The sequence below is a fragment of the Aurantimonas sp. genome (assembly GCF_964217435.1).
Classification (GTDB): domain Bacteria; phylum Pseudomonadota; class Alphaproteobacteria; order Rhizobiales; family Rhizobiaceae; genus Aurantimonas; species Aurantimonas coralicida.
The window spans coordinates 61,673-84,522 of the sequence record NZ_CAXPJM010000008.1; the positions used below are offsets into that span (position 1 = coordinate 61,673).

32 protein-coding genes are annotated in these 22,850 nt (G+C 63.7%); 27 read left to right on the top strand and 5 right to left on the bottom strand.

Translation table 11 applies throughout. From position 1 onward, the window contains the following. Positions 1-26 precede the first annotated feature (26 nt). Genes ACEQX1_RS03495 through ACEQX1_RS03510 form a run of 4 tightly spaced genes read left to right on the top strand, consistent with a single transcriptional unit; the run spans position 27 to position 2,312 of the window. On the top strand, positions 27-926 hold the full coding sequence (locus ACEQX1_RS03495) for a site-specific integrase (RefSeq protein ID WP_370196556.1): 900 nt from the start codon (positions 27-29) through the stop codon (positions 924-926). Beyond that, positions 923-1,447: a hypothetical protein gene (locus ACEQX1_RS03500; RefSeq protein ID WP_370194393.1), complete on the top strand. Its 525-nt coding sequence runs from the start codon at positions 923-925 to the stop codon at positions 1,445-1,447. Before ACEQX1_RS03495 ends, ACEQX1_RS03500 begins: the two co-directional genes overlap by 4 nt. Continuing rightward, positions 1,444-2,109, top strand: a complete 666-nt coding sequence (locus ACEQX1_RS03505; RefSeq protein ID WP_370194392.1) for a hypothetical protein — start codon at positions 1,444-1,446, stop codon at positions 2,107-2,109. The genes ACEQX1_RS03500 and ACEQX1_RS03505 overlap by 4 nt, the downstream gene beginning before the upstream one ends. After that, positions 2,109-2,312 carry a hypothetical protein gene (locus ACEQX1_RS03510; protein ID WP_370194391.1) on the top strand — a complete coding sequence of 68 codons (204 nt, stop codon included), beginning with the start codon at positions 2,109-2,111 and terminating at the stop codon, positions 2,310-2,312. The genes ACEQX1_RS03505 and ACEQX1_RS03510 overlap by 1 nt, the downstream gene beginning before the upstream one ends. A gap of 830 nt (positions 2,313-3,142) precedes the next feature. Here ACEQX1_RS03510 and ACEQX1_RS03515 read toward each other — a convergent pair. Next, the gene (locus ACEQX1_RS03515) at positions 3,143-3,340 is read right to left on the bottom strand and encodes a hypothetical protein (protein WP_370194390.1); all 198 of its coding nucleotides are present in this window, start codon (positions 3,338-3,340) and stop codon (positions 3,143-3,145) included. 63 nt (positions 3,341-3,403) lie between these two features. Between ACEQX1_RS03515 and ACEQX1_RS03520 the strand changes: the two genes are divergently transcribed. Next, positions 3,404-3,700 carry a hypothetical protein gene (locus ACEQX1_RS03520; RefSeq protein WP_370194389.1) on the top strand — a complete coding sequence of 99 codons (297 nt, stop codon included), beginning with the start codon at positions 3,404-3,406 and terminating at the stop codon, positions 3,698-3,700. A gap of 49 nt (positions 3,701-3,749) precedes the next feature. Here ACEQX1_RS03520 and ACEQX1_RS03525 read toward each other — a convergent pair whose 3' ends face one another. Beyond that, a complete protein-coding gene (locus ACEQX1_RS03525) occupies positions 3,750-3,953 on the bottom strand; it encodes a hypothetical protein (protein WP_370194388.1) in 204 nt (67 codons plus the stop codon). Positions 3,954-4,169: 216 nt separating this feature from the next. Here ACEQX1_RS03525 and ACEQX1_RS03530 point away from each other — a divergent pair, with 216 nt between their 5' ends. Genes ACEQX1_RS03530 through ACEQX1_RS03550 form a run of 5 tightly spaced genes read left to right on the top strand, consistent with a single transcriptional unit; the run spans position 4,170 to position 8,967 of the window. After that, positions 4,170-4,646: a hypothetical protein gene (locus tag ACEQX1_RS03530; RefSeq protein WP_370194387.1), complete on the top strand. Its 477-nt coding sequence runs from the start codon at positions 4,170-4,172 to the stop codon at positions 4,644-4,646. Next, a complete protein-coding gene (terL, locus tag ACEQX1_RS03535; protein WP_370194386.1) occupies positions 4,606-6,084 on the top strand; it encodes a phage terminase large subunit in 1,479 nt (492 codons plus the stop codon). Before ACEQX1_RS03530 ends, terL begins: the two co-directional genes overlap by 41 nt. Before the next feature lie 3 nt (positions 6,085-6,087). Continuing rightward, positions 6,088-7,932: an anti-CBASS protein Acb1 family protein gene (locus ACEQX1_RS03540; RefSeq protein WP_370194385.1), complete on the top strand. Its 1,845-nt coding sequence runs from the start codon at positions 6,088-6,090 to the stop codon at positions 7,930-7,932. 2 nt (positions 7,933-7,934) lie between these two features. Continuing rightward, positions 7,935-8,138, top strand: coding sequence for a hypothetical protein (locus tag ACEQX1_RS03545; protein ID WP_370194384.1), 204 nt, complete (start codon positions 7,935-7,937; stop codon positions 8,136-8,138). Between the two features lies 1 nt (position 8,139). Beyond that, positions 8,140-8,967: a minor capsid protein gene (locus tag ACEQX1_RS03550; protein ID WP_370194383.1), complete on the top strand. Its 828-nt coding sequence runs from the start codon at positions 8,140-8,142 to the stop codon at positions 8,965-8,967. Here the strand turns inward: ACEQX1_RS03550 and ACEQX1_RS03555 are convergent. After that, on the bottom strand, positions 8,964-9,242 hold the full coding sequence (locus ACEQX1_RS03555; RefSeq protein ID WP_370194382.1) for a hypothetical protein: 279 nt from the start codon (positions 9,240-9,242) through the stop codon (positions 8,964-8,966). The genes ACEQX1_RS03550 and ACEQX1_RS03555 overlap by 4 nt on opposite strands. A 35-nt stretch (positions 9,243-9,277) precedes the next feature. Here ACEQX1_RS03555 and ACEQX1_RS03560 point away from each other — a divergent pair, with 35 nt between their 5' ends. The 8 genes from ACEQX1_RS03560 to ACEQX1_RS03595 are packed head-to-tail and all read left to right on the top strand — an operon-like array spanning position 9,278 to position 13,944. Beyond that, complete coding sequence (locus tag ACEQX1_RS03560) at positions 9,278-10,432, top strand: DUF2213 domain-containing protein (protein ID WP_370194381.1); 1,155 nt, start codon at positions 9,278-9,280, stop codon at positions 10,430-10,432. Positions 10,433-10,435: 3 nt separating this feature from the next. Further along, positions 10,436-10,897 carry a hypothetical protein gene (locus ACEQX1_RS03565; protein WP_370194380.1) on the top strand — a complete coding sequence of 154 codons (462 nt, stop codon included), beginning with the start codon at positions 10,436-10,438 and terminating at the stop codon, positions 10,895-10,897. 12 nt (positions 10,898-10,909) lie between these two features. Beyond that, positions 10,910-11,839 (top strand): DUF2184 domain-containing protein, encoded by a 930-nt coding sequence (locus tag ACEQX1_RS03570; RefSeq protein ID WP_370194379.1) that lies wholly within the window; start codon positions 10,910-10,912, stop codon positions 11,837-11,839. Between the two features lie 3 nt (positions 11,840-11,842). Further along, positions 11,843-12,220: a hypothetical protein gene (locus ACEQX1_RS03575; protein ID WP_370194378.1), complete on the top strand. Its 378-nt coding sequence runs from the start codon at positions 11,843-11,845 to the stop codon at positions 12,218-12,220. Between the two features lie 3 nt (positions 12,221-12,223). Further along, complete coding sequence (locus ACEQX1_RS03580) at positions 12,224-12,631, top strand: DUF4054 domain-containing protein (protein ID WP_370194377.1); 408 nt, start codon at positions 12,224-12,226, stop codon at positions 12,629-12,631. Continuing rightward, the gene (locus ACEQX1_RS03585; RefSeq protein WP_370194376.1) at positions 12,631-13,122 is read left to right on the top strand and encodes a hypothetical protein; all 492 of its coding nucleotides are present in this window, start codon (positions 12,631-12,633) and stop codon (positions 13,120-13,122) included. The genes ACEQX1_RS03580 and ACEQX1_RS03585 overlap by 1 nt, the downstream gene beginning before the upstream one ends. Then, on the top strand, positions 13,115-13,453 hold the full coding sequence (locus ACEQX1_RS03590) for a head-tail adaptor protein (RefSeq protein ID WP_370194375.1): 339 nt from the start codon (positions 13,115-13,117) through the stop codon (positions 13,451-13,453). Before ACEQX1_RS03585 ends, ACEQX1_RS03590 begins: the two co-directional genes overlap by 8 nt. Then, on the top strand, positions 13,450-13,944 hold the full coding sequence (locus ACEQX1_RS03595; protein ID WP_370194374.1) for a hypothetical protein: 495 nt from the start codon (positions 13,450-13,452) through the stop codon (positions 13,942-13,944). Before ACEQX1_RS03590 ends, ACEQX1_RS03595 begins: the two co-directional genes overlap by 4 nt. Here the strand turns inward: ACEQX1_RS03595 and ACEQX1_RS03600 are convergent. Beyond that, positions 13,941-14,492 carry an HNH endonuclease gene (locus ACEQX1_RS03600; protein ID WP_370194373.1) on the bottom strand — a complete coding sequence of 184 codons (552 nt, stop codon included), beginning with the start codon at positions 14,490-14,492 and terminating at the stop codon, positions 13,941-13,943. The two genes, ACEQX1_RS03595 and ACEQX1_RS03600, sit on opposite strands and share 4 nt — an antisense overlap. Positions 14,493-14,699: 207 nt before the next feature. Here ACEQX1_RS03600 and ACEQX1_RS03605 point away from each other — a divergent pair, with 207 nt between their 5' ends. Genes ACEQX1_RS03605 through ACEQX1_RS03615 form a run of 3 tightly spaced genes read left to right on the top strand, consistent with a single transcriptional unit; the run spans position 14,700 to position 16,750 of the window. Then, positions 14,700-15,863, top strand: coding sequence for a DUF3383 family protein (locus tag ACEQX1_RS03605; protein ID WP_370196514.1), 1,164 nt, complete (start codon positions 14,700-14,702; stop codon positions 15,861-15,863). 15 nt (positions 15,864-15,878) lie between these two features. Then, a complete protein-coding gene (locus tag ACEQX1_RS03610) occupies positions 15,879-16,307 on the top strand; it encodes a phage protein (protein WP_370194371.1) in 429 nt (142 codons plus the stop codon). An 8-nt stretch (positions 16,308-16,315) separates the two neighbouring features. Further along, positions 16,316-16,750 (top strand): phage tail assembly chaperone, encoded by a 435-nt coding sequence (locus ACEQX1_RS03615; RefSeq protein ID WP_370194370.1) that lies wholly within the window; start codon positions 16,316-16,318, stop codon positions 16,748-16,750. 925 nt (positions 16,751-17,675) lie between these two features. Here the strand turns inward: ACEQX1_RS03615 and ACEQX1_RS03620 are convergent. Beyond that, positions 17,676-18,068 (bottom strand): Arc family DNA-binding protein, encoded by a 393-nt coding sequence (locus tag ACEQX1_RS03620; protein ID WP_370194369.1) that lies wholly within the window; start codon positions 18,066-18,068, stop codon positions 17,676-17,678. A gap of 347 nt (positions 18,069-18,415) precedes the next feature. Between ACEQX1_RS03620 and ACEQX1_RS03625 the strand changes: the two genes are divergently transcribed. The 6 genes from ACEQX1_RS03625 to ACEQX1_RS03650 all read left to right on the top strand — a co-directional run bounded on the left by ACEQX1_RS03625 (position 18,416) and on the right by ACEQX1_RS03650 (position 22,840). Beyond that, on the top strand, positions 18,416-19,186 hold the full coding sequence (locus tag ACEQX1_RS03625; protein ID WP_370194368.1) for an antA/AntB antirepressor family protein: 771 nt from the start codon (positions 18,416-18,418) through the stop codon (positions 19,184-19,186). After that, entirely contained in the window at positions 19,186-19,482 is a 297-nt protein-coding gene (locus ACEQX1_RS03630; protein ID WP_370194367.1) for a hypothetical protein, read from the top strand. The genes ACEQX1_RS03625 and ACEQX1_RS03630 overlap by 1 nt, the downstream gene beginning before the upstream one ends. 74 nt (positions 19,483-19,556) lie before the next feature. Then, the gene (locus tag ACEQX1_RS03635) at positions 19,557-19,724 is read left to right on the top strand and encodes a hypothetical protein (RefSeq protein ID WP_370194366.1); all 168 of its coding nucleotides are present in this window, start codon (positions 19,557-19,559) and stop codon (positions 19,722-19,724) included. Continuing rightward, positions 19,724-20,134, top strand: a complete 411-nt coding sequence (locus tag ACEQX1_RS03640) for a hypothetical protein (protein WP_370194365.1) — start codon at positions 19,724-19,726, stop codon at positions 20,132-20,134. The genes ACEQX1_RS03635 and ACEQX1_RS03640 overlap by 1 nt, the downstream gene beginning before the upstream one ends. 79 nt (positions 20,135-20,213) lie before the next feature. Beyond that, positions 20,214-22,229 carry a tape measure protein gene (locus tag ACEQX1_RS03645; protein ID WP_370196515.1) on the top strand — a complete coding sequence of 672 codons (2,016 nt, stop codon included), beginning with the start codon at positions 20,214-20,216 and terminating at the stop codon, positions 22,227-22,229. Then, the gene (locus tag ACEQX1_RS03650) at positions 22,226-22,840 is read left to right on the top strand and encodes a phage baseplate protein (protein ID WP_370195193.1); all 615 of its coding nucleotides are present in this window, start codon (positions 22,226-22,228) and stop codon (positions 22,838-22,840) included. Before ACEQX1_RS03645 ends, ACEQX1_RS03650 begins: the two co-directional genes overlap by 4 nt. Positions 22,841-22,850: the final 10 nt, after the last annotated feature.

A 22,850-nucleotide genomic window follows, 5' to 3' on the forward strand; every position in this document is an offset into this window, starting at 1 on the left:
AGCCGACATTGGCACAGCTTCACGCCATGGCTCGGGCGACGCGTCGGCACTCAAAGGCGTCCGGGACACTGCGAGCCTATGCGTCATGCTGGCGGTCTTTCGAAGCTTGGTGCCGGCGCCATCATCTGGTCTCTATGCCCGCGAGCAATGAGACCGTGATCCTCTTTTTGGAAGCTGAGCGGCAGCGGGGAATGCGGGCGTCGACGATTGAGAGCAAGCGAGCGGCGATCCGGCATTTCCATCAGCGGAAGGGCCACCCGTCGCCATGTGAATCCTATGCGGTGAAGGAGGAGCTTGCAGGCATCCGCCGGGAGATCGGCACGGCGCCGGTGAAGAAGAAGGCGGCCACGGCCGAGCTCGTCGCCGGCATGGTGGCCATCATCCCGGGGGACACGCTCAAGGGCAAGCGGGACCGGGCGCTGTTGCTCCTCGGCTTTGCCGGCGCGCTGCGGCGGTCGGAGCTGGTCGGGCTCAATGTCGCGGATCTGGTGATCGGCCCAGATTGGATCGTGCTGACCATCCGGCGATCGAAGACTGACCAGGAAGGGGCAGGGCAGATCATCGGCATCCCGAACGGCGCGAAGCTGCGCCCGGTGGAGGCCGTGACGGCGTGGCTGGAGGCATCCGGGATCGAGGGGGGTGCGATCTTCCGTCCGATCGGGAAGGGCGGCCGCCTGCAGGATTCGCGCCTGTCGGATCGATCGGTGGCGAACCTGGTGAAGCACTACGCCAAGGCGTCAGGCCTCAATCCCAAGCAGTTCTCCGGGCAGTCACTAAGGTCCGGCTACATCACGACGGCGTTCGACATGGGCGTCCTCGCGCGGCGGATCATGGATCAAGGCCGTTTCAAGAAGATCGATTCCATCCGCCAGTGCGTCGAGCGCGGCAACCTGTTCCGAGAGCATTCGGGGGAGGGCTTTCTGTGACGATAGATGACGAGGACGACGCGCCGGAGCTGACCGACGAGTGGTTCGAAGGGGCGACCTTGCACGAGGGTGGCGCGCCTTCGAGGTCGCGCCCGAAAGGTCGCCTAGACGTCCTGATGGACGGTATGGGCGTCCGACTCGTTCCGGTCTATCGGCGCCGTCAGAACGCGGAGAGCCACGCGCGCGGCACCATGTGGGAAATCTACAACCGGCTCGGAGAAGGTCATCTGGTGACGACGGTGCGGTGCATCCGCCAGACGGGTTCGAACAAGAATGAGCTCTGGTCAGAAACGATTGGTGCCGTGAGCGACGTGCTGGAGCAGCGGCCGCGCTGGATCGAACGGGGCGGGGCTCTGCTCGACGCCTTCGACACGATCGATCTTCGCGCCATGCGGCTCCAGGCAACCCGCCTGCGGCCATGGGAGGTCCGGAAGACGCTCCGGGCCTTTCTGTTCATGGAACTGCGTCAGCGGCTCGACACGGCCATTGACGGCGATCTATTTGGAGAGGAAGCGGCGTGAAAGACATCTCGGAAGACGCGGCCCTCATCGCCGACATGATGATCGTGGTCAAAGCCCGGTTCGTAGAAGCGATCGACACCGATGAGCAGGTTAGCACCCGGCTGGAATGCCCGCCGGCTGTCCGCTCCCTCTGGCCGGCCACGCAATCGATCGGCAGCGAGAACGATCCGGTTCCGAACATCTGGCGCCCGAGTGCGCTGGCGATCTCCCGATCCCACGAGGTGATGCACCAGTGGCTGATCGACTTCGTGCCCGATCTGGAGCATCGTAGGCTCATCCTGGCATGGTCTGCGAGCATGGCCCGGCCAAAGAAGTACGGCTCGTTTGCCCGCTGGTGCAAGAAATCGGGCCGCGCGCGTAGTACGGCAAACCACCGGCTGCTGGCTGCGTTCTCTATCGTTTCCGCGTTAATCCGAAAAAACGGAAAATCGTTGCAAGCCCCTGATTGGTCTAGGGTTGGACAGCTTGCCCAGAATTCGGGTATCGATTTGGGTAAGGTCAGGGAGCGTGCGTCGGAAGCGTCATTCGAGAGCCGAGATGGCATCGGATCATGGCGAGCGGCAGACGCGGTCCCGGCCAACGATCCCGACAATCAGGACTTCACCTGGGCCGAGCAACAGGCGGAGCGCCGTCGGCGGATGGCCGAGCGCAAGGCCGGGTAATGGCGGACGCCACCCTCGTCTGTTTGTGGCTGGCGGCAATTCCGCTGCTGCTTCTCACGTCGGTCCAGATGGCGACGGCATCGATATCGGCCGCGATGTTCGGCGACCGCATCTTGGTCATCTGCCTGCTGTTCATGTCGATCATGACGAGCTGGTGCGGTTTTGCGATGATGCGGGACCTGGCGTCGTATCTGGTCGGCTGACCATATTCCCGGCGCCGGCAGAATGGTCATCGGATCCGAGGGTAAGCCCCTCGTTAGTATGGAGCGGTCTCGGGACAGGCACTGCCAAGGCCGGGATAGCCAAGGGCTCTTCGGTTGAAGGGTCGCCGGTCCACTCATCCACTCGGCAGGCAGGCCCTGTCGAATAGAGGCGGCAAGCGCCGGAACAACGCAGCACTGGGCCTCGATGTCCATCATGCGCCGGGGGCCGCCTCTTACTGATTCCACATCCCGCAAGGGAGAGGCGGCGGCAAGTCAGGTATCCTCGCTGCTAGCGCGAGACGGAACGCCCGTAAGTCCAAAGGCCGGGGGCCTGATCCGATGGTGCTGACGAGCCGTCCGGCGTGTCCGGGTCGCGGTATCTCGCCCGCCTCAAGCATCCGAGAGCAAGCCTCTCGGTCTAGGTGTTGCCAGATGAATAGGCCCCTGGGCTCTGTGGCTCAGTCTGGATCGGCGATATGCCCACCTAATCTAAGACCCCGCCGCAGGGGGCCGCTCGGGTTGATCGCCGGGCGCAGGTATTCGAGAGCAAGCCTCTCGCACGAGTAGGGAGCGGGATCGCTCAAAGGCATCGGTCAGGCTGGCTAGTCGACCGTCTGGGTGGAAGCCCCACCGCTCCCTTTCATATCCCTGCCCCGGTTAGGGCTTCCGTTCATACGGGGGTGTGTTTGACCCGGGGCGGGGAGGCCCATCACTTCCAGCGCAAGAGGCAGGCCATGCACCGCTACCGCATCCGCCGCCGGATCGTGAACGCCATCGGATGGCTCATCGCCTGGATGCTGGTGCGGGCTGTGAAGCGGCAGGGGCTTTAGTCAGCCTCCTGTGAACGACCGCAGACGACGTTCCAGACGATCTAAATCGTTCAATATCTTCACCATATCGGCCGCCTCGTCGGGGTGCAGATTGATGAGGTGCAAGCGCCCGATGGTTGCGGGCTCATCGGTGAAGATGTCGATGATGCTGGACCGCCCGACTGGGTTCGGCCGGATGATGTAGCGGTCGTGTCTCATCGCTTCGAAATACGTCAGTCCCCGGCATCTGAATAGTGTTCCCCCGCGCAAAAAGGAGATCCCATGCGCTACCTGCGAAGTATGGTCCTCGCCGGCCTGGCCCTTGTGGCCTGCGCCATGTTCAGCGTCCCGAGCATCGCGTCGACGACCGATCCCGGCCTCTACACGGTGTCCGTCGATTATCTCGACTACGCCGTCTTCACCGAGGCGATTGCCGCGTCGGATCATCTGGCGATCGTCGACAAGCCGGCGGCCACCGTCCGCGAGAAGCAGCGAAGTCCTGGCATCCTGAAGCCGGTGTACGCCGAGAGCTTCCAGACCGACGGCCGCAGCCTCCGCTCCTACCGCCGGCGATGTTAGCGGCAGACGCGATTACATGAGATACGAGCGCCGCGGGCTATCCGCGGCCTCACCAGAACCCAAAGGAATGGCCGAAAGGGTGAAGGCCGGCCAGTACCGCTCCAACAGCGGCCATGGTCGCGAGCACGATCTGGTAGGCCTGTAGGCTGACCCTCTGCTCAAAACGGACGGCTCTGCCTTTCCAGTACAGGCGGTCGTCATCATCGATCTCGAAGCCATCCATGCCGTCGATAGAGAGTGTCCGGCGGGTCATTTGATCTCACTCCGGTTGCAGAACTTGGCGCATTGTGGACCAGATCACCGGGCTTTTACCAATCCGAGGTTGAGATGCCGTGCAAATCGTGCGCTGCCCGCCGCCGCCTCCTCGCCGCCGGCTATGCCAAGGGCGGCATCAAGGGCGCGGTGAAGGCGGTTCCGAGCGTGGGTAGGCACCTGGTCGCGAACCCGCCGAAGCTGAAACGAGATCACGATGCCGACGCTTCGCAATCCACGGCATGAGGCGTTCGCCCGGGGCCTCGCCGAAGGTCGGACGGCTGACGACGCCTATGTCTTCGCCGGGTTCAAGGCGAACCGAGGGAACGCGACACGCTTGAAAGCAAATGACAGCGTGATGAAGCGCGTCAGGGAATTGCAGGAGCGGTCCGCAGAGAAGGCAGAGTGGACCGCCGCCGACAGGCTCCGGATGCTCGCAGAGATCGCCGACCGCAGCGCACAGGGTGATCCCCGCGTAGCGGTCTCGGCAATCGCCGAAGCGAACAAGATGCAGGGCAGCCACGCCCCGGCGAGGCATCAGCATGCCGGCGCTAACGGTGGCCCGATCCAGACCATCGACGTCACCAAGCTGAAGGGGATGACGGACCAGGAGCTCGAGGCCCTTGAACGTGCACTTGTCCAGATCGGCATTGTTGACGGCGATCCGGGCGGAGAGGGACGCGAGGAAGACTGAGGACGACCGCGCGGCCGAGCGGAAGCTTCTGCTGGCCTCGCATCTCGATTTCACGCGGAAGTTCTTCGTCGAGAAAGAGGGCCAGCCGTTCTCGGTCGCAGCGTTCCACCAGGTCATCTGCGATGCGCTCGATCAGGTCTTCACCGGCGCCATTCGCCGGCTGATCATCAACGTGCCGCCGGGCTACGGGAAGACCGAGCTCGCGGTGGTGAACTTCATCGCCCGCGGCTTTGCGATCAACCCGCGCGCTCGGTTCATCCATGCCAGCTATGCGCAGGCGCTGGCGCTGGACAACTCGTCCAAGGTGAAGGACGTTATCAATCTCGACGGGTATCAGGCTCACTGGCCCGTTCGAATGCGCATCGACACCAATGCGAAGGGGCTGTGGCGGACCACTGATGGCGGCCACCTTCGCGCCGCGGCGTCGGGCGAGCCGATCACGGGCTTTCGTGCTGGCATCCTGGCCGAGCCCGGCTTCACCGGCGCGCTGGTTATCGATGATCCGCTGAAGCCCGATGACGCCTCGTCCGACACCACGCGGCGGTTCATCAACGAGCGCTGGGAGAACACCTTCCGGTCTCGCCTCGCGCATGAAGACGTGCCGGTGATCGTCATCATGCAGCGGCTGCATGTCGACGACTTCACCGCTCACCTCCTGCAGAACTCGGGCGAACACTGGCATCTGCTGAAGCTGCCGATCCTCATCGATGGCGAGGACGAGCCGCCGGCGGGCGATGTGACGATGATCCGGCACGGGCTGCCGGCGGGGCCGCTATGGGCCGAGAAGCACACCGTCGACCAGATCAAGGTCCTGCAGAGTTCGCCGCAGGTCTTCGCAGGCCAGTCCATGCAGGATCCGGTCGTGGCCGGCGGCAACCTGTTCAAGACCGAATGGTGGGGCCGGTACGACGAGACGCCGGCGCTGGCCTGGCGGGGCATCTTCGTCGACACGGCCCAGAAGACCAAGGAACGCAACGACTACACCGTGTTCGAGCACTGGGGCGCGGGCAGAGACGGTAAGGCTTATCTCCTCGACCTCGTGCGGGGACGTTTCGAGGCGCCGGAACTGGAAAGCACGGCCCTTGCCTTGTGGTCCCGCTGCAAGGCGATGGACGCGGACCGGTACGGCCACCTGCGCAAGATGGCGATCGAGGACAAGGTCTCGGGCACCGGGCTCATCCAGTCGCTGCAGCGCAAGTCGATCCCGGTCATCGCGATCCAGCGCGAGAAGGACAAATACACCCGCGCGCTCGACGTCGTTCCGTCTTGCGCCTCCGGGCTGGTGGTGCTGCCGAAGTCGGCGCCGTGGCTCAAGGAATTCGAGGCGGAGGTCGCGGCGTTCCCCGATGGATCGTTCGACGACCAAGTCGACCCGTTCATCGATGCCGTCGGCGAGATGGCCGGCCTGAGCACGTACTCGCTCGACAACGTTAGGTGATCGATGACCGCTGTTCAGCTTCAGACGGATAGCCTTCTGGCGCTGACCTCCGGCATGGGGGACCCGACCCGGGACAAGGCGGCCACCTACTACGGCCCGTCCTTCCTGACGGACGAGCAGTTGCTCTACGCCTATCAGGGCTCCTGGCTGCCGCAGAAGATCGTCAACATCCCGGCGATGGACTCGATCCGCAAGGGCCGGGACTGGCAGGCCGAGAACAAGCAGATCGAGGCAATCGAGGCCGAGGAAAAGCGGCTCGGGCTGTGGCAGAAGCTGCTCGACGCCCGGATCAAGGCGCGGCTGTGGGGCGGCGCCGCGATCTACATGGGCACGGATCAGTCGCCGGAGACGCCGCTGCGGCTGGACGGGCTCGGCAAGGGAGGCCTGAAGTATCTGACGGTGCTCTCGCGCCGTGAGGTGATCGCCGGTGAGCTTGATCAGGACGCACTCGCCGAAACCTATGGGCGGCCGAAGGACTACCAAGTCACCGGCGCCACCATGCTCGCCAAGATCCACCCGTCGCGGCTGGTGGTGTTCGTCGGGCAACCGCACCCGGACGTGTGGCTCTCGCAGGGCGTGAACCGCGGCTGGGGCGAGAGCGCGCTGCAGGCGGTCTTCGACGCGGTCAAGAACGCGGACAGCACGGCGGCCAACATCGCGAGCCTGGTTTTCGAGGCCAACATCGACGTCTTCGGCGTGCCGGACTTCATGTCGATGGTCGCCGACCCGGAGTATCGCAGCCGGCTGCTGGAGCGGTTCACGCTGGCGAACGTCGGCAAGTCGATGAACCGCGCGCTGATCATGGACGCGGGCGAGACCTACGACCGCAAGCAGGTTGCGTTCTCTCAGCTGCCCGAGGTGCTGCAGCAGTTCCTCATCATCGTCTCAGGTGCGGCCGACATTCCGGCCACTCGCCTTCTGGGGCAGTCGCCCGCTGGCATGAACGCCACCGGCGAGAGCGACATGAAAAACTATCACGACCGCATCGAGAGCATGCAGAAGCTGGAACTGCAGCCGGCGATCTATGGGCTGGACGAGGCGCTGATCAGGTCGGCGCTCGGCGACCGGCCGGCGGAGATTTACTACGACTGGGCACCGCTGTCGCAGATGTCCGAGAAGGACAAAGCAGACGTCGCCCTGAAGAAGGCACAGGCCTTCCAGATCGACATCAACTCCGGCGTCATGCCAGACAGCGCGCTCGCCAAGGGCAGGCAGAACCAGATCATCGAGGACGGGCTCTATCCGGGCTTCGAGAACGCACTGTCAGAGGCCAAGAAGGAAGGCGACGAGATCGACTTCTCGGAGAAGGCGACGGCAGCGGAAGAGGCGGCACGGGCAGCGCAGCAAGCGCCGGCAGCAGCCACCGTGACACGCATGCAGGCCGCCGCGAACGATGCCGCGCCCCGGACGCTGTATGTGCGGCGGGACGTGGTGAACGGATCGGAGATCATCGCATGGGCGAAAAGCCAAGGTTTCGAAACGACGCTCTCGGCAGACGATATCCATGTCACCATCGCCTTCAGCCGGACTCCCGTCGACTGGATGAAAGTTGGGGAGGCATGGAGTTCGGAACTGAAGATTGCGGCCGGCGGCCCACGCTTGATGGAACGCTTCGGCGAGGCGACGGTCCTTCTGTTCAAGGCAAGCGAACTGGAGTGGCGCCACGAGGCGATTGAAGCCGCGGGCGCCTCTTGGGATCATCCCGAATACCAGCCTCACATCACCATTTCTTACGGCTTCAGCGGAGACATTGAAGCTGTCGAGCCGTACCAGGGCGAGATCATCCTCGGGCCGGAGCGGTTCGAAGAGGTCAAGGAAGATCGGCAAGCGGGGATCAAGGAGGACTGACCATGGGTCACCGCATCGTACAGACATTCTCGCCTAGCGGGCATCTCGTTGACCATGAGGCCTATCCGCTCCCTTTTCCGAAGCCGGACTACGCCGAGCTTGAACGGCGGATCGCGGACCTTGAGGAGCGCGCCATGCGACAGGATCGAGAGCAGGCCGCCCGCGATCGTCTGAAGGCGATGGGGCTGTTCCTTCCGCAGCGCTGACGTGCAGTCCTACAGCCTCGCCCGCATGGCCGCGACGAAGACCAAGCGGCCAACGATCACCCTGCCGCCCATTCAGGACAGCAAGGGCGCCCAGACCGAATACCTTCGCGCTCTCCGCGCTATGCTGCGCTCACTGGCGGCCACGGTGCGTTCCGACGTGCTTCCGGCCGCAGAAGCCGAGATCGCCCGTCAGCGGTCAGCGATGACGCAGGACGCGCTTGGCGAGTTCGTATTCGAGGGGCTGAAGCAACTGGCTGTCCGGCTGGGCGTCATTGCCGAGGGCATGGTCGGGCGCATCCTTCGGCTGGAGAGCGAGCGGCACACGAAGAAGTGGCTGGCGTCGGTCCGGTCGACCATCGGGATCGATCTCGCCGCGGTGGTGAGCCAAGAGGATCTGGCGGAGTATCTGACCACTGCGGCGGCGCGGAATGCGAGCCTGATCAAGTCGCTCGGGGATGACGCCATCAAGCGGGTGGAGCAGGCAACCTATCAGGCCATCCTGCAGGGCCAGACGGCGGCGCAGCTTCGCAAACGGATGACGGAAGAGTTCGGTGTGCTCGACAGCCGGGCGAAGCTGATCGCCCGAGATCAGGTGTCAAAGCTGACGTCGGACCTCAACCGCCGCCGGCATGAGCAGGCCGGCGTCACCTCCTACGTCTGGATGAGCAGCCGGGACGAGAGAGTGCGCGAGCGTCATCGCGCGCTGGACGGCAAGGAATATAAATACGGCGAGCCCACGGGTGCGGAGCAGGGACTTCCGCCGGGCCAGCCCATTCAGTGCAGGTGCGTCGCGCGCGGCATCGTGGTGATCGACGGGGAGAGGTTCTAGCGTCCGCGCTTCATCCACTCGTCCAGTGCGCTGGCGACGTCGTCCGGTGTCTTGGTCTCATCGAAACCGACGCCGTTAATCGACGCGATCTCGTCCTTGAGAGACTGCGGGGCGCACCAGTCGAATAGCTTCAACATGATGGCTTCCATCCGCTCGTCCTGACGCTGCAGATGAAACTCCAGCTCGTGCACTTTCAAGGCGCTGTCCAGCACATCGCTGCGCAGCCTTCGCACGAGGGTTTCAAGTTCTTGAAGGCGGTCGGGTTCGGTCGTCATCGGCGCGGACAATACCACAATCGAGGGCAAAGCCCATGCAGTTCATCGACGCCGTAACGGTGTCTGGCGCAACCCGCCGGACGGCCGATGGTTTTCTCGTCGCCACGGCCAAGAGTGTCCGGGTCGGAATTCAGCACTACGCCGGGCACGAATGCGGCGTGGCTGACAAGGCCATCGTCCGCATCTATCGCAGCCCCGAGGAGGTGTTCTCGCAGGACAGCCTCCAGTCGTTCTCCCATGCTCCGGTCACGATCGACCATCCCAGCGAACAGGTATCGGCCGACAACTGGCGCGAGCTGGCCGTCGGCGAAGTGAGCACTGCGGCGCAGGTCGACGGCAAATGGGTGTCCCTCCCGCTGATCCTGAAGGACGCGAAGGCCATCGCTGCGCTGGACAGCGGCAAGCGGCAGCTTTCGGCAGGCTACGTCTGTCAGCTCGACATGACGCCCGGCAAAACGCCCGAAGGCGAGGCGTATGACGGCCGACAGGTCGGCATCAAGATCAACCACCTCGCCCTCGTCGATCGAGCGCGCGCAGGTGACGAGGCTCGCATTGGCGACAGTGCGGACGACGCGGGCAACCGCACACGATGGGGCGCTGCCCCTCTCACCACCGACGCGACATACAAGGAGGGCCAGATGGCCGAACTGCGCAAGGTGATGGTCGACGGGCTGCAGGTCGAAACGACCGACGCAGGCGCTCAGGCCATCGAGAAGCTGACGAAGGACAAGGACGCCCTCACGGCGAAGCTGACCGACGCCGAGACCGCTCACAAGACGGCCATCGCCGCCAAGGACGAGGAGATCGGCACGCTCAAGGCCGACAAGAAGAAGCTCGAAGACGCGGCCATGACGCCGGACAAAGTGACGAAGCTCGTCGCCGATCGCGTCTCGCTGGAGAGCACGGCCAAGGCGATCTTCGCCGACGTGAAGACCGAGAGCGTCTCCGACGCGGATCTCCGCAAGTCGGTCGTCGTCGCCAAGTACGGCGCGGGCTTCGTGGGCGACGCATCCGAAGGCGAGATCGCCGGCATGTTCAAGGCGCTGGCGAAGGACGCGAAAGTCGACCCGGTCGCCAATGCCCTCAAGGATGCCAATCCGGCCAATCTCAACGACGCCGACAAGGCCTACCAGGCCATGCTCGATCGTGACCGCAACGCCTGGCAGTCCGCCGGCAAGAAGGAGGCCTGATCCATGGCGTTCCCGACCGTCAACTACAACCGCGAGCCCACGGCCAAGGGCTATCCGGGCATGATCGCCACCACCGAGCCGCACTGGATCACGTCGATGATCGGTGAGGCCGGCACTGGCGATATCCCCTTCGGCTCGGCCGTTGTCTACGGCGCCATCGACGACACGGTGAAGAAGCCGACCGCAGGCGGCAAGTTCGCCGGCATCGCGGTGGCTGATCGCACCGTTCCGAATGCGCAGGGCACCGTCTTCAAGCAGTACGACCAGTTCGGCTGCATGCGGAACGGCACGATCTTCGTCACGGCGCTCGTCGCCGTTGCCCAGGGCGACCCGGTCTACATGACGCCGACCGGCGGCCTCACCAATGTCGCAACCAGCAATGCGCTGCTGGCCGGCGCCGAATGGATGGACACGACGACGGGCACCAACGCCCTCGCTCGCATCCGTCTGAACGTCACCAAGTAAGGGGGCACGACCATGTTCACCACGGACGCGCCCTCGCTGGCGCTGAACTTCCTGCGCACCGCGCAGAACTACATCGAGCCGGGCATCTACGCCCGCCAGTATCCCGACTTCCAGTACCGGGAGCTGGTCCCCGTCGACAACTCGGCGCCGGAGTGGATCAAGCAGATCGAGTTCTTCTCGATGGGCGACGATCTCGGCGAGGCGCGGGAGTTCGCCGCCGAGGGTGACGACATCCCGTTCGTCGACTTCCAGATCGACAAGGGCGACAGCCGCGTCACCATGGCGGCGATCGGCTATCGCTACAATCTCGAGGAGCTGTCGCACGCCCAGCAGTACGGCATCCGCCTGACTGACGAGCGGGCCGACGCAGCCCGGCGTGCCTATGAGCGGTATGTCGACAACACGGCGTTCCTCGGTCGTCCGAAGCTCGGCAAGACGGGCCTGGTCAATTCGGGCAACGTCACGGTCATCCCAGCGCCGACCGGTGACTGGGCGAACCCGGCCACGACCCCGGATCAGATCCTCGCGGACGTCAACGCCGGGTTCTCGGCGATCTTCATCGGGTCTAACGGCATCGAGCAGGCCGACACCCTGCTGATCCCGCAGGCGCAGTATGAGGCGATCGCAACCCGCCGCCTCGATCCGACCAGCGAGACCACGATCCTCCAGCACATCATGCGGACGAACGTCTACACGATGCGCACTGGGCGCGCGCCGACCATCCGCGCCGTCTGGGGGCTGGAAACCGCGGGCGCCGGCGGCATCACCCGCGCCGTCTTCTATCGCCGTGATCCGGCGGTGGTGAAGATCCACGTGCCGATGCCGCTCCGGTGGCTCCCGGCCGAGCGCCGGCTGCTGAAGTACGAGATCCCCGGCATCTTTCGCCTCGGAGGTGTCGAGGTCCGTCGCCCTGGTGCGATGCGCTACATGGACGGAGTGTGAGCCATGGCTGCGAAGAACGTCACCAACCATCACTACGGGCCGATGTCGGTCGGCGGGGTCACCATCCCCGCCGGTCGCACGGCTGCGGTCGCTCGCTGGGATGCCGTGAAGGGCAGTTCCACGATCAAGACCTGGCTGAAGCTCAAGGTTATCTCGGTCGATGGCGACATACCCACGCCGCAGGACCCGGCCGTGGTCAACGATCCCGACGTCACTGGCGGCGCCTATTCCGTAAAGCAGACCTCGCCGGGCTGGTTCGCCGTCTTCCAGGGCGACGAGCAGGTCACCAAGGGCCTGCGCAAGGACGACGTCTCCGGCTTCGACGAGTTCTCGGATGCCGATAAGACCGCCTTCGTCGAGGCGAACAAGGCCGAGGACTGACCCATGGCCTACACCGCGCCGACCGCTGCCGATCTCAAAGCTCGGTACGCTGAATTCGCCAATGTGCCCACGGAGACCGTTTCGGCGGTGATCGAGGACGCACAGCGGTCGGTTTCAACCTCATGGCTGGAGCGGGACTATGCCCCGGCCATCATGCTTCTGACGGCGCACATGCTGGTCACGGAGGGGGCTGTCGAGCGGGCTGACCCCAACGGCAACGGCACGTCCAGCATGACGACGACGGGGGCGGTGAAGTCCTACCGCGTCGGCGAGGTGCAGGTCAGCTATGCCGGGACAAGCGAGGGGGCAGGAGCCGCGTCGGGCGATCTGTCTGGCCTTTCCGCCACCGAATACGGGAAGCGCTTCCTGGCGCTGCGGCGGGCCAATTTCGGCGGGCCGATGGTGGCCTGATGTTCACGGCCAAGGTGCAGCGGCGGACCTCTCGGGATGTCAGCGATCTGGCGCTGAAGCTGAAGGGGCCGTCGAAGGTCAAGGTCGGCTTCCCGGACGGCAAGGCCGATGGCGACATAGTCATGCGCGCGATCTGGAACGAGTTCGGCACGAGGGGTAGCGGCCAAGCCTTCATGACAGATCGAGGCGGAGGCTTCGGCGGCCCCATCCCCGAACGGCCGTTTATGCGCGGAGCAATGCGCGCCAATCGGGGCAAGTATCAAAGGGCAATGTCTGCAGGCGCGCGGGAAATCCTCCAGAGCGGGTCATCGCTTCGATCGGTGCTGTCCCGCCTCGGCATCATCGCACAAGGCGATATTCAGTCTGAGATCACGAGCCTTCAATCGCCCCCCAACAGCCCCACGACGATCCGCCTCAAGGGGTCGTCGTCACCTCTCATCGACACCGGTGAGATGCGCCAGAAGGTGACGTGGAAGGTGGACGATGCTTAACCTCGCCGCCGCCTTCAACGGGCACACCACGACGCTCGTCACGCACGAGCGCAGCGATCCGAACGCCGGGTCTTATGTGAACGGCAAATGGGTGCCAGCGCCGCCGGTCTCCACCACGATCCGTGCATCGGTGCAGCCATTGGCCGGGAAGGAATTCGACAACCTCCCATCGACCATCCGCAACGAGGCGCGGGCCAAGTGCATCACGCGCACCGCGCTCAAATCCGGCGACCGGATCATCGACGGCGCGACGACCTACAAGGTGATGTCGGCTGACGACTGGCAGAAGCTCGGCGGGTACACGCGGGTCATTCTTGGGGCTCTGCGATGACCGAGGCCGAGGTCCTGGACGCCACCCGCAACTGGATCGCCACCGTTACCGGCATCGAATGGATCGACAGCTATCAGGGCGCACCGCCACCGGCAGAACCCTACGGCGTCATCAACCTGACGATGTCGGACGCGGTGCACGAGCACCCGATCGAATACGAGTACCCCGTCACGGACGAAGGCACAGAAGACGAGACGATCCGCCAGGCGCCGGTGCGAGACTGGTTCTGGCGCTTCTCGATCAACGTCTATGGCGACGGCGGGAAGACGGTCCTGCGCAAGATCAAGACGGCGCAGCACGTGCCCACGGCGCTGGAAAGCCTCGCGCCACTGTCCCTGTTCGAGACATCGCAAATCCGCGACGCGACCGAGCTCCTGAACGAGGAATGGCAGGCGCGGGCGCAGATGGATCTGGAAATAAGGGGGATCGTGAGGGACGGCTTGCTTGTGGATGTCGTGGAAGCCGCCCCTGTGGATGTCACTCGCGTTTAGGTGCCGTGCCGCGGGTCGAAGCCATGCTGCTTTTCGGCGGCACGCCTGACCAGCACGGCTTCGTCATAGTCCGTGAAGTAGCCGAGGAAAATGGAGACGGTTTCGACCCGGATGTAGGCGCGCCACTTGCCGCGCTCGAAGAACACGCCCGTCACGCCGCTCTTGTTGTCGCGCCGCTTCTTAGCATTGCGGCTGTTATCGAGCCTTGTGGCGTCCCGAAGATTTAGGAGACGGTTGTCGTTTCTGATGCCGTTCGCATGATCGATATATTCCGGCGCCTCGCCGTGCATCATCATCCAGATCACGCGATGGGCCAAATACCGCCGTTTAAGGATGGCGCCGCATCGATAGCCGGCCTTGTTCTCGAAGATCAAAGCCTCTTTGCCGGCGTGCTTGGCGTTCCAGAGGATGCATTTCATCTCGCGGCTGCGTTTTGAGGCTTCAAAAACTGCGGGCTCGCGCTCGCGCCAGAACAGCAGCCCTGTTTCGGGTTCATAGCGCAGTAGCTTGTTCAGAACATCGGAAGTGGGTAGTTTAAGGGTAGCCATTCGAGCCTCATGACAGGTTCGTTTCGGTTAGGCCCGGCCAGTGTTGCAAGCACTGCGTCCGGGCCGTCTTGTTCTACCACAGAACATGAAATTCGCGATGCTTTATCGCGACTTTGCCCCGGTCGACGTGAGCCGGGTCTAACCGGGCAACAGCCCTCCCATCATCAAGCCTGGCCCGGTTAGGGCTTCAACCATGAGGTTCCCTCCATGGCACGACTTCCGTATTCGCGCGTCGTCAACGTGCAGCTCACTCGGCAGGACGCATTCCCGAGCCGGCGCGGCTTCGGCGTTCCGCTGTTCCTGACCTCCACGGCAGTCGCCGGCGAACTGGACGCAACGAACCTCACCAAGGTCTACGGATCGATGGAAGAGGTTGCCGCCGACTGGGATGCGGCCGACGACTTCTATCTGGCCGCCCAGCAGGCGTTCTCGCAGCGCCCGTCGCCGCTCCAGATCAAGGCCGGCTACTATGATGCCGATGCGGTCGATGCCGGCGCCGATGCTCCGGCCAAGGCAGCGCTGCTCACCGATGCACTGGACGCGATCCAGGACGTCGACCCGGGCTGGTACTGGCTCGATGTTGAGACCGATCTCCGCGACAGCCCGCTGCTCGATGGCGTCATTCCGTGGATCGAGGCGCATCGCAAGATGGCGCTGATCACGTCCAACGATGCGCTGATGAAGGATGAGACCGACACGACAAACGTCGCGGCGCGCTACAAGGGCACCGTGGAGCGCACGGCGATCTTCTGGCACGACAACGCCGCCTATTTCCCCGGCTTCGCTCTGGCTGCCTTCCTCGGCACCTATAGCTTCGACAACGCCAACTCGGCTTACACCGGCGCCTTCAAGTTCATCCGCGGACTCCCGGCGTCCAATATCGGCTCGGCGGCGCTCCAGGCGATCACCGGCTTCGTGCCGGCGCTGGGCGAGGACAAGATCAGCGGACACGTCGCCAACGCCTATGTCGATATCGGCGGCCGGAACCATACCCAGTTCGGCACGACCCTGACCCCGAACGTCTTCATCGACGAGATCCATTCGGGCGACTGGATGGTAGCGCGGATGGAGGAGGAGATCCTCGGCGTGCTGCTCAACAACGATCGCGTCTCGTTCGACAATCCGGGCCTGAACCTTCTGGCCTCGGGCGCTCGCACCGTCATGCAGCAGGCAGACCGGGCCGGGCTCGTGGCGGTCGATTACGACGAGGAAACCGACGAGCGCCTGCCGCCCTACGAGATCATCGTCCCGGACGTGTTCTCGGTCCCGGCATCGCAGCGCAAGGCGCGCATCGCCCCGCCGATCGTCGTCAATTACCGCGCTGCCGGCGCTGTGCATTACGCGCAGGCCCAGATCAACGTCCGCTACTGATAGGGGCCTCGGAACATGGCACAGACCTCCGCGTACAGCTACATCGACGTCACCGCGACGATCAATCAGCGGTCCATCCTCGGCATGTGGGAGGGCGACGACGCGATCGCCGTTTCCGAGGGCGAGGATATCGGCACCGGGCTGATCGGCGCCGACGGCTCCGGTATCTTCTCCCAGCACGCCGGCAAGGGTGCGCAGATCTCGATCAAGCTGCAGCACACGTCGCCGACGCATCGCTACCTGACGCAGCTTCTCGAACAGCAGCGGGAAGGCGGGCTCAACGGCGTGCCCTTCACCGTCCAGGATCGGCGCTCGGGCGAAGGCGGTACGGCCGACAAGTGCTTCATCATGCAGGCGCCGGCCACCGAGAAGGGCAAGGCCGCGACCATGCGGGAATGGGTGCTGTGGACGTCGCAGTACGACCGCAGCATCCCGAACGGTTGAGGTGATCCGTGGCTGAGCGCAAAATCAATTCGACCCTCTACAGCGTGGGCAGCATCCTCGCGACCCGCGCCATCAATCTGCAGATGCGGCTGGGCAAGGTCGTCGGCCCGGCGATCGATGAGCTTCCCACCATCCTCGGTGGCGCGTCCGAGAATGCTCCCGATGCGAAGAAGCAGGCGGCGACCGCCGCCCTTGTTCGGGCATTCGCTGCCGTGTTCGAGAAGAACGACGCCGAAGAGGTCACGAACCTCATGGTCGAGATATGCGAGATCGCGGAGGTCCGTGAAGGGTCTCGCTATCGGCGCGTGATCTTCGATCAGGACTTCACGACCGAGAACCTGGTGGAAGCCTACCAGCTTTGCGGGTTCGTTCTGATGGAGACGTTCGGCGGTTTTTTTCGCGAGCGGATGGCCGCTGGGCTCCAAGCGGCAAAGGCGGGCTGAGCCAAGAGAAGATCAAGGAGGTCGCTCCGAACCTTCACCTATGGCTCTGGCGTCCGGTCATCGCGGAACCGCCTCTCTACACCATGCGGGATATGCGGGAGTGGGTGACGCTGATGGACGTGGCCGACGCCAATGAGGCGTTGGACTTGAAGGAGGCGCTGGCGGAGGCTGGGAAGGACAACTCCAGCGCCGGTTGACAGCCGCACCTTTGCGGCCGATCCATTGCGGATGATGAGTTGGATCAGGCGCCTATTTGGGGGGCGCACCGAAGAGCGGGGCTACTTCTTGGCCGTGGGCGATGAGCGGGACTGCCCCGCATCAGCGATCGTCCACGGACGGATGCTTGCGACCTCGGAAGTCGACATCCCGCTCCCGCAGTGCACATCGGATAGATGCCTCTGCATGTTGCGGTTCCCGGTCATCATCGATGGAGAGGACTTCACTGCGAAGCCCGGTCCCGCCACGGCCCCTGAAAGGTGGAGGAGGCCTCATCCGGCGCTCCGAAAGCGAGACCAGCAAGCGTATCTCCAGAAATATCAAGACTACATGGAGATGGTGAAGCACGGCGTTCGGCTAAAGCGATAGGCTTGCGCTCAGTCCAGAATGCCGATGGTTTCTGCCGTTTGTTTAGACATGGCGCACTCGGCCGGGGAAAGCCCGTCTCTGATGACTCTCCGCTGGACGCCAGCCCACCAATGGATTCGGGAAAGGATACCGGGCGCGTCCCATCCTTGGCTTCTGACGTATTCGGCGACCGCCTCATCCCTAAGCCGGAAGCTGCACACGTCCTGCGCTGCGATCATAAGGCCTAACCCTCGCTGTGGATCGGTCATGTCCTCGGATGCGGCAGACGGTGCGGCCACCAGCATCAGTGACAAAGCTATTGCGCGACGGATCATACGGGCTTCCATGGCAGTCGATAAGATCATTGATCGTCGTCGTGGGGCGTACCCCGCTTTCGCGACTCTCGGTCTCGTTGGTCGATCTCTGCAGCTTCGCGCCGAGCTTGTTCATCGGGCGAGGCGACACTGCGATTACGGCCATAGACGATCGCCGAGAGTTCGCGAGTGGTCGCGGACATCTGCAGCAGTGCCTTGCGAACCTCCCGCTGGCTTTGCAGCACGTCACGGAGAGATGCCTTCGCATCATCGATAGGCTCCAGATCATCGAAAGACGCATCGAGCCTCGCCACGATCTCGGCGTTCATAGAGCGCTTGTTGGCCTCGGCGGCCTGACGCAGCCGATCGCGCAACCCATCAGGCATTCGGACCTGGAAGCGCTCGGCAAGCTGGCTGGGGTATTTGGTCTCGTCGCTCATTCGCGATGATGAATGCGACTAGCACTCGAAAAACAATGGGTGCGAGTTGACGCCAAGTCGAGTTGGCCTTAAGTGGGTGAGTGCAAGTCGCACCCACTAATGAGGCTCAGATGTACCCAAGCGATGAAATGCCGAAGTTGACGCTCCGCCTGCCGGCGGACCTGAAGCTCTGGTTGGAGAAGAGAGCAAAGCGCGAGTCCGCTTCCCAAAATACCCTGATCATTCAAGCCCTTCGGCGAGATCAGGAAGCGGCGAGGCAACCGGCCTAGGAAACCCAGCCTCGCCGCACGTTCCCGGCCAGCGTCTCACCGCTGGTCAGTTCCCACCACGGTTTAAGGAGAACCGGAATGGACAATGACACAGATAGCGACTTCCCGATGGTCGCGGAAGGCCAGATCGGCGACAATCTCGTACAGACAGTTGACGGGCGGGACCTCCATCAATTCCTGAGGGTCGGCAAAGACTTTTCGTCTTGGTTGAAGGACCGCATCGATCAGTACGGTTTCAGCGAAAACAGCGACTTCGTAGTTTTCACCGAAACCGGGGAAAACCTCCGGGGAGGTCGTCCATCCAAGGAGTACGCCATCACTCTCGACATGGCTAAAGAGCTGTCGATGGTGGAACGCAATGAGCAGGGCAAGCGGGCTCGCCGCTACTTCATTCAGTGCGAGCTTAGGGCCAAGCAGGGGATCACTGCCGACGATCTTCTCGGCAACCCTCGCCAACTCCTCGCCATCGCTCAGGGCTACGCACTCCAGATCGAGGACATGAAGCGTGACATGACCGTCATGCAGGCGGACGTTGCCGTAGTTGATCGCCTCGGTCGCGCCGATGATTGGTTCGGCGTGCGTCGTTCAGCCAAGATGCTCGACATGCCGGAACGCAAGTTCACCGACTGGTTGCAGCGGATGGGTTGGGCTTTCCGTCAGAACGGCTCGCGTACCCTTCTCGGCTACTCCGACAAGCAGAAGAAGGGCTATCTCAAGAACGCCCCGCACACCTACACGAAACAGGACGGCAGCGAGGGCGTTCGCGACCAACTCGTCTTCTCGATGGCAGGTCTGATACGCATCGCGAAGATGCTGAACGTCACGCTGCGCGCCGAGGAGGCCGCGTGATGGCCGACTTCGATAGCACCATCATCCACTTCCCGTCACGCAAGGCCGGCGTCCCGAAAGAGAGCGTCGTCCAGTATCGCCAGATCAAGAGTTACATGGGCGATCGAGAGAATGATGGCCCGGAAGTCGTCTTGGCTACTCGGGACGGTGACGACGCGATCCACGTTCTCGTCATCGATGACCACATGGTCGAGCGGCTGGCGTCGTTCCACGATACCGTCGGGGGACGCGAGATGGCGGACCTGATCGGCGAAACGTCCCGAAAGGTCGTGAACGCGGTGCTCTACGACAACTGACAAATAGCGGCCCGGCTGGGAGCTTGCACCTTCCCGCCGGGCCTTACCCAACCGATCTACTGAGGAGATCAGTTATGGCTAAGGCCGAATATACCCGCGTTTCCACGCTTTTCACAAATCCTGTCGTCGCTGACGCTTTCCGCCGCATCGAGAACGACGCCAGCGGCGCCCTGGTCATCGCAGACGCACCCAAGCCGGTTCTATCTGGTGGCGCCGTCGTCCGCGTGCTGGAGGCAGCGTGATGGACAGTCAACAGATGGAACGCCGTTGGCACACCGATCATCCTGACGCCGCCGAGCGTCTCGGCAGGCTCAGTGGCAAGGAACTGGTGATTGCAGCAGAGGGTTTGTTCCGCGCTATCGAGGCATTCGAAGCGACCCAGAACTCGCCCAAGTGCGATATCAACTCCGCCGTCTCCAACTGGTTCGAGCAGGAGATGGAGCGGCTGGGCCAGTTGCACGAGATGGTCATGGCGGAGGCGAAATCCCGCCCATTCAGCGGTGACATCGACACGGACGAAGGTCTGCTCCGGCTGGTAGCATCTTGGGAGATGCAGACAGGGGCAGTATCGCCGGAAGAAGTCGTTGAGTGGGTGCTTGGCGCTAAACGCCGGGCGAGAGCAGCCGCGATCAACGCGAGACGCGCCGCCTAGCGGCAATGTCGAGCCACTGCGGCGCAAACCGCAAATACATCGGGCCGTCCTTCGGGGCGGCCTTTTTCATGAGGGCTCCATGGCTGTTGTAGACGAGCTTGTCGCACTGTTCCGGTTCGACCTGCAGGGCCGGCAGAACGCCCAGACCTTCCAGCGTGAACTCGACAAGTCCGCTGCGAAAATGGAAGCGTTCGCGGGCCGGGCGACGACCGCCGTAGCGAACCTCGGCGACAAGATATTTGCTTCCATGCGCCGCGCGACGATTGTGGCCGGCACCTTGGGCGCAGGCATTGGCGTGGCGTTCGGCAAGGGCATCATCGACGCATCAGCCGAGTGGGAAGGGTTCACTGCTGCGCTGACCACGTTGGAGGGATCGTCAGAAGCCGCCGAGAAGTCGCTCGACTGGATCGCCGACTTCGCCAAGAAGACGCCCTACCAGCTTGCGGAGACCGTCCGAGCCTTCACGAAGCTCAAGGCTTACGGCATCGATCCGACGCAAGGGTCGCTGCGCACGCTGGGCGATGCCGCCTCGGCCATGAACAAGCCGCTCGACGCGGCAGTGGAAATGTTCGCCGACGCGGCTTCCTTCCAGTTCGAGCGCCTGCGGGAGTTCGGCATCACCGCCAAGCAGGAAGGCGAAAACGTCACCTTCCAGTTCCAGAAGGACGGCAAGACCGTACAGGAGACGGTGAAGAAGACCGGCGAGGCTGTCACCTCGTGGGTGAAGAACAATCTTGAAGGCCGGTTCGGCGGCGCGATGCTGCGCCAGTCCACGACCTTCGGCGGCATGATGTCGAACCTGGTCGACTATTGGGAGGATTTTCAGCGTCGAATCGGGCGAGGCGGCTTCTTCGATACGGTCAAGAACCGGCTGGCGGACTTCCTCGACTACCTCGACGTGCTCGACGGGGATGGCACCCTTGACCGCTGGTCGCGTGGCCTGTCGTGGGGCTTCACGAAGGCGGCCGACGGCGTGGCATATCTCGCCAAGCAAATGAAAGCCGATATCGAGACGCTGGCGAAGCTTTGGTCCGATGGCGAGTGGTCGGAGAAAGTCCAGCCGTTCATTTGGGCTCTCGTCCTTCTGTTCGCGGCTATGTTCCCGGTGACAGCTCTCTTTGCGGGGGCCGCTGTGGCTCTGAACGACTGGCTGGCGTACATGCAAGGCGCCGACAGCGTGATCGGCGCGTTCGTTGATGCAATCGCGGAGTTCCTCGGAGTAGAGCCGGAGCGGGTGGCGACAGTCCTTGGGGATATAGCCGAAAGCGCGGGGTGGTTTATAGCTGCCGGGCTGGGAATAAGTCTCCTTGCCAGTGCGCTCCGTTCTCTCAGCGCTGCTATGGGGCTGATCATCCTCGCCAAGGGCGCTGTTGGCATTCTGTCCGCGCTCACGGGCCTCCGGTGGGGCGCAGCGGCGGCAGGAGCCGCAGGCGCGGCAGCAGCGGCAGGCGGGGCGACCGCCGGCGGCACGGCAGCGGGAGGCGCAGCAGCGGCCACAGGTACGGCCGCAGCGGCTGTCGGAACCTTCCTTCGGGGCCTCATCGGTCGGATCGGCGTTCTCGCCGCAACTCCGGGCTCGCCATGGAGCGGCGTCCAGCTTCAGCCCTTCACCGACGAACAGCGGGAATTGCTCCGCAAGCGCCACGAAGAGCGCAGCAGCCGGCCCCGAAACGATAATCAGGGATGGAGCGGCGGCGGGTTCGACGATGGCCGATCCGGCGACGGCCTCATGTCCAGCATCCGCGACAGCATCAACGGCATCGTGGACAATGCCTCATCCAAGATCGAGGCCGCGTTCAAGGATACGCAGGCGAAAGCCGGGCAGGGCGCATTGGCCGATGCAATGCCGGCCTTCCTCGCCAAGATGCAGACGATCAACGGCGGCGCGAGCGAGGCGGCCAAGGTCAACGCGACCATCACCGATGCACGTCAGGACAACCGCCAGTTCCCGGTGACGGTAAACTCGACGGTCAACCAGACGGTGCAACAGGCCAGTCAGGCGCCGGCAGCGGCGGCTCGGGCAACATCCGCGGCAATCGGGCAGGCGGCAGTGCAGTCCCGTCCGCAGGTCGCACAGTCGGCGGCAGCGCCATGAGCGCGATCCTCTTCTCCCGAGCCATAGGCCCGGTGCCGATTGCCGTGGTGGAGTCCGAGCAGCCGGAAAGCGTGCTGTCGATCACGGAGATTCCCCTCGAGAACGGTGCCGTCGCGACAGACCATGCGCACATGGAGCCCGAGCGGCTGGCCTGGAACGTCGTCACGGACAACGCGGCGGTGACCTGGCAGGCGCTGAAGGCATGGCAGGCGGCGCGCATCCCGTTCACCGTCGTGTCCGGCTTCGATGTCCATACAGATCTCCTGATCAAGCGCATCGCCCCCGAGCGGACCTCGCAGTTCAGCCGGGTGTTCCGCGGCAAGGTCGAGTTCCAGAAGGTGCTGATCGTCTCGTCGGCTTCGGTGCCCGGCGATGCGTCCGCCAGCGGCGAGAGCGGGCGCAGGGGCAGCGAAGCGTCATCCGGCGGTGGCAAGAACCCCGGCGGGGCGAAATCGCGCCGCGCGGCCACGCCTGCGGCGTCCCGAGCATCCGGGCCGGCAACGGTCGATCGGGCATCAGGCACAGTCAATCGCGGCGACGCGCGCACCACTCCGGTCCCTGCTGACAGCGGCCGGGGCTCATCCATCGCTTACGATCTGTTTGGGCCATAGACTATGATCG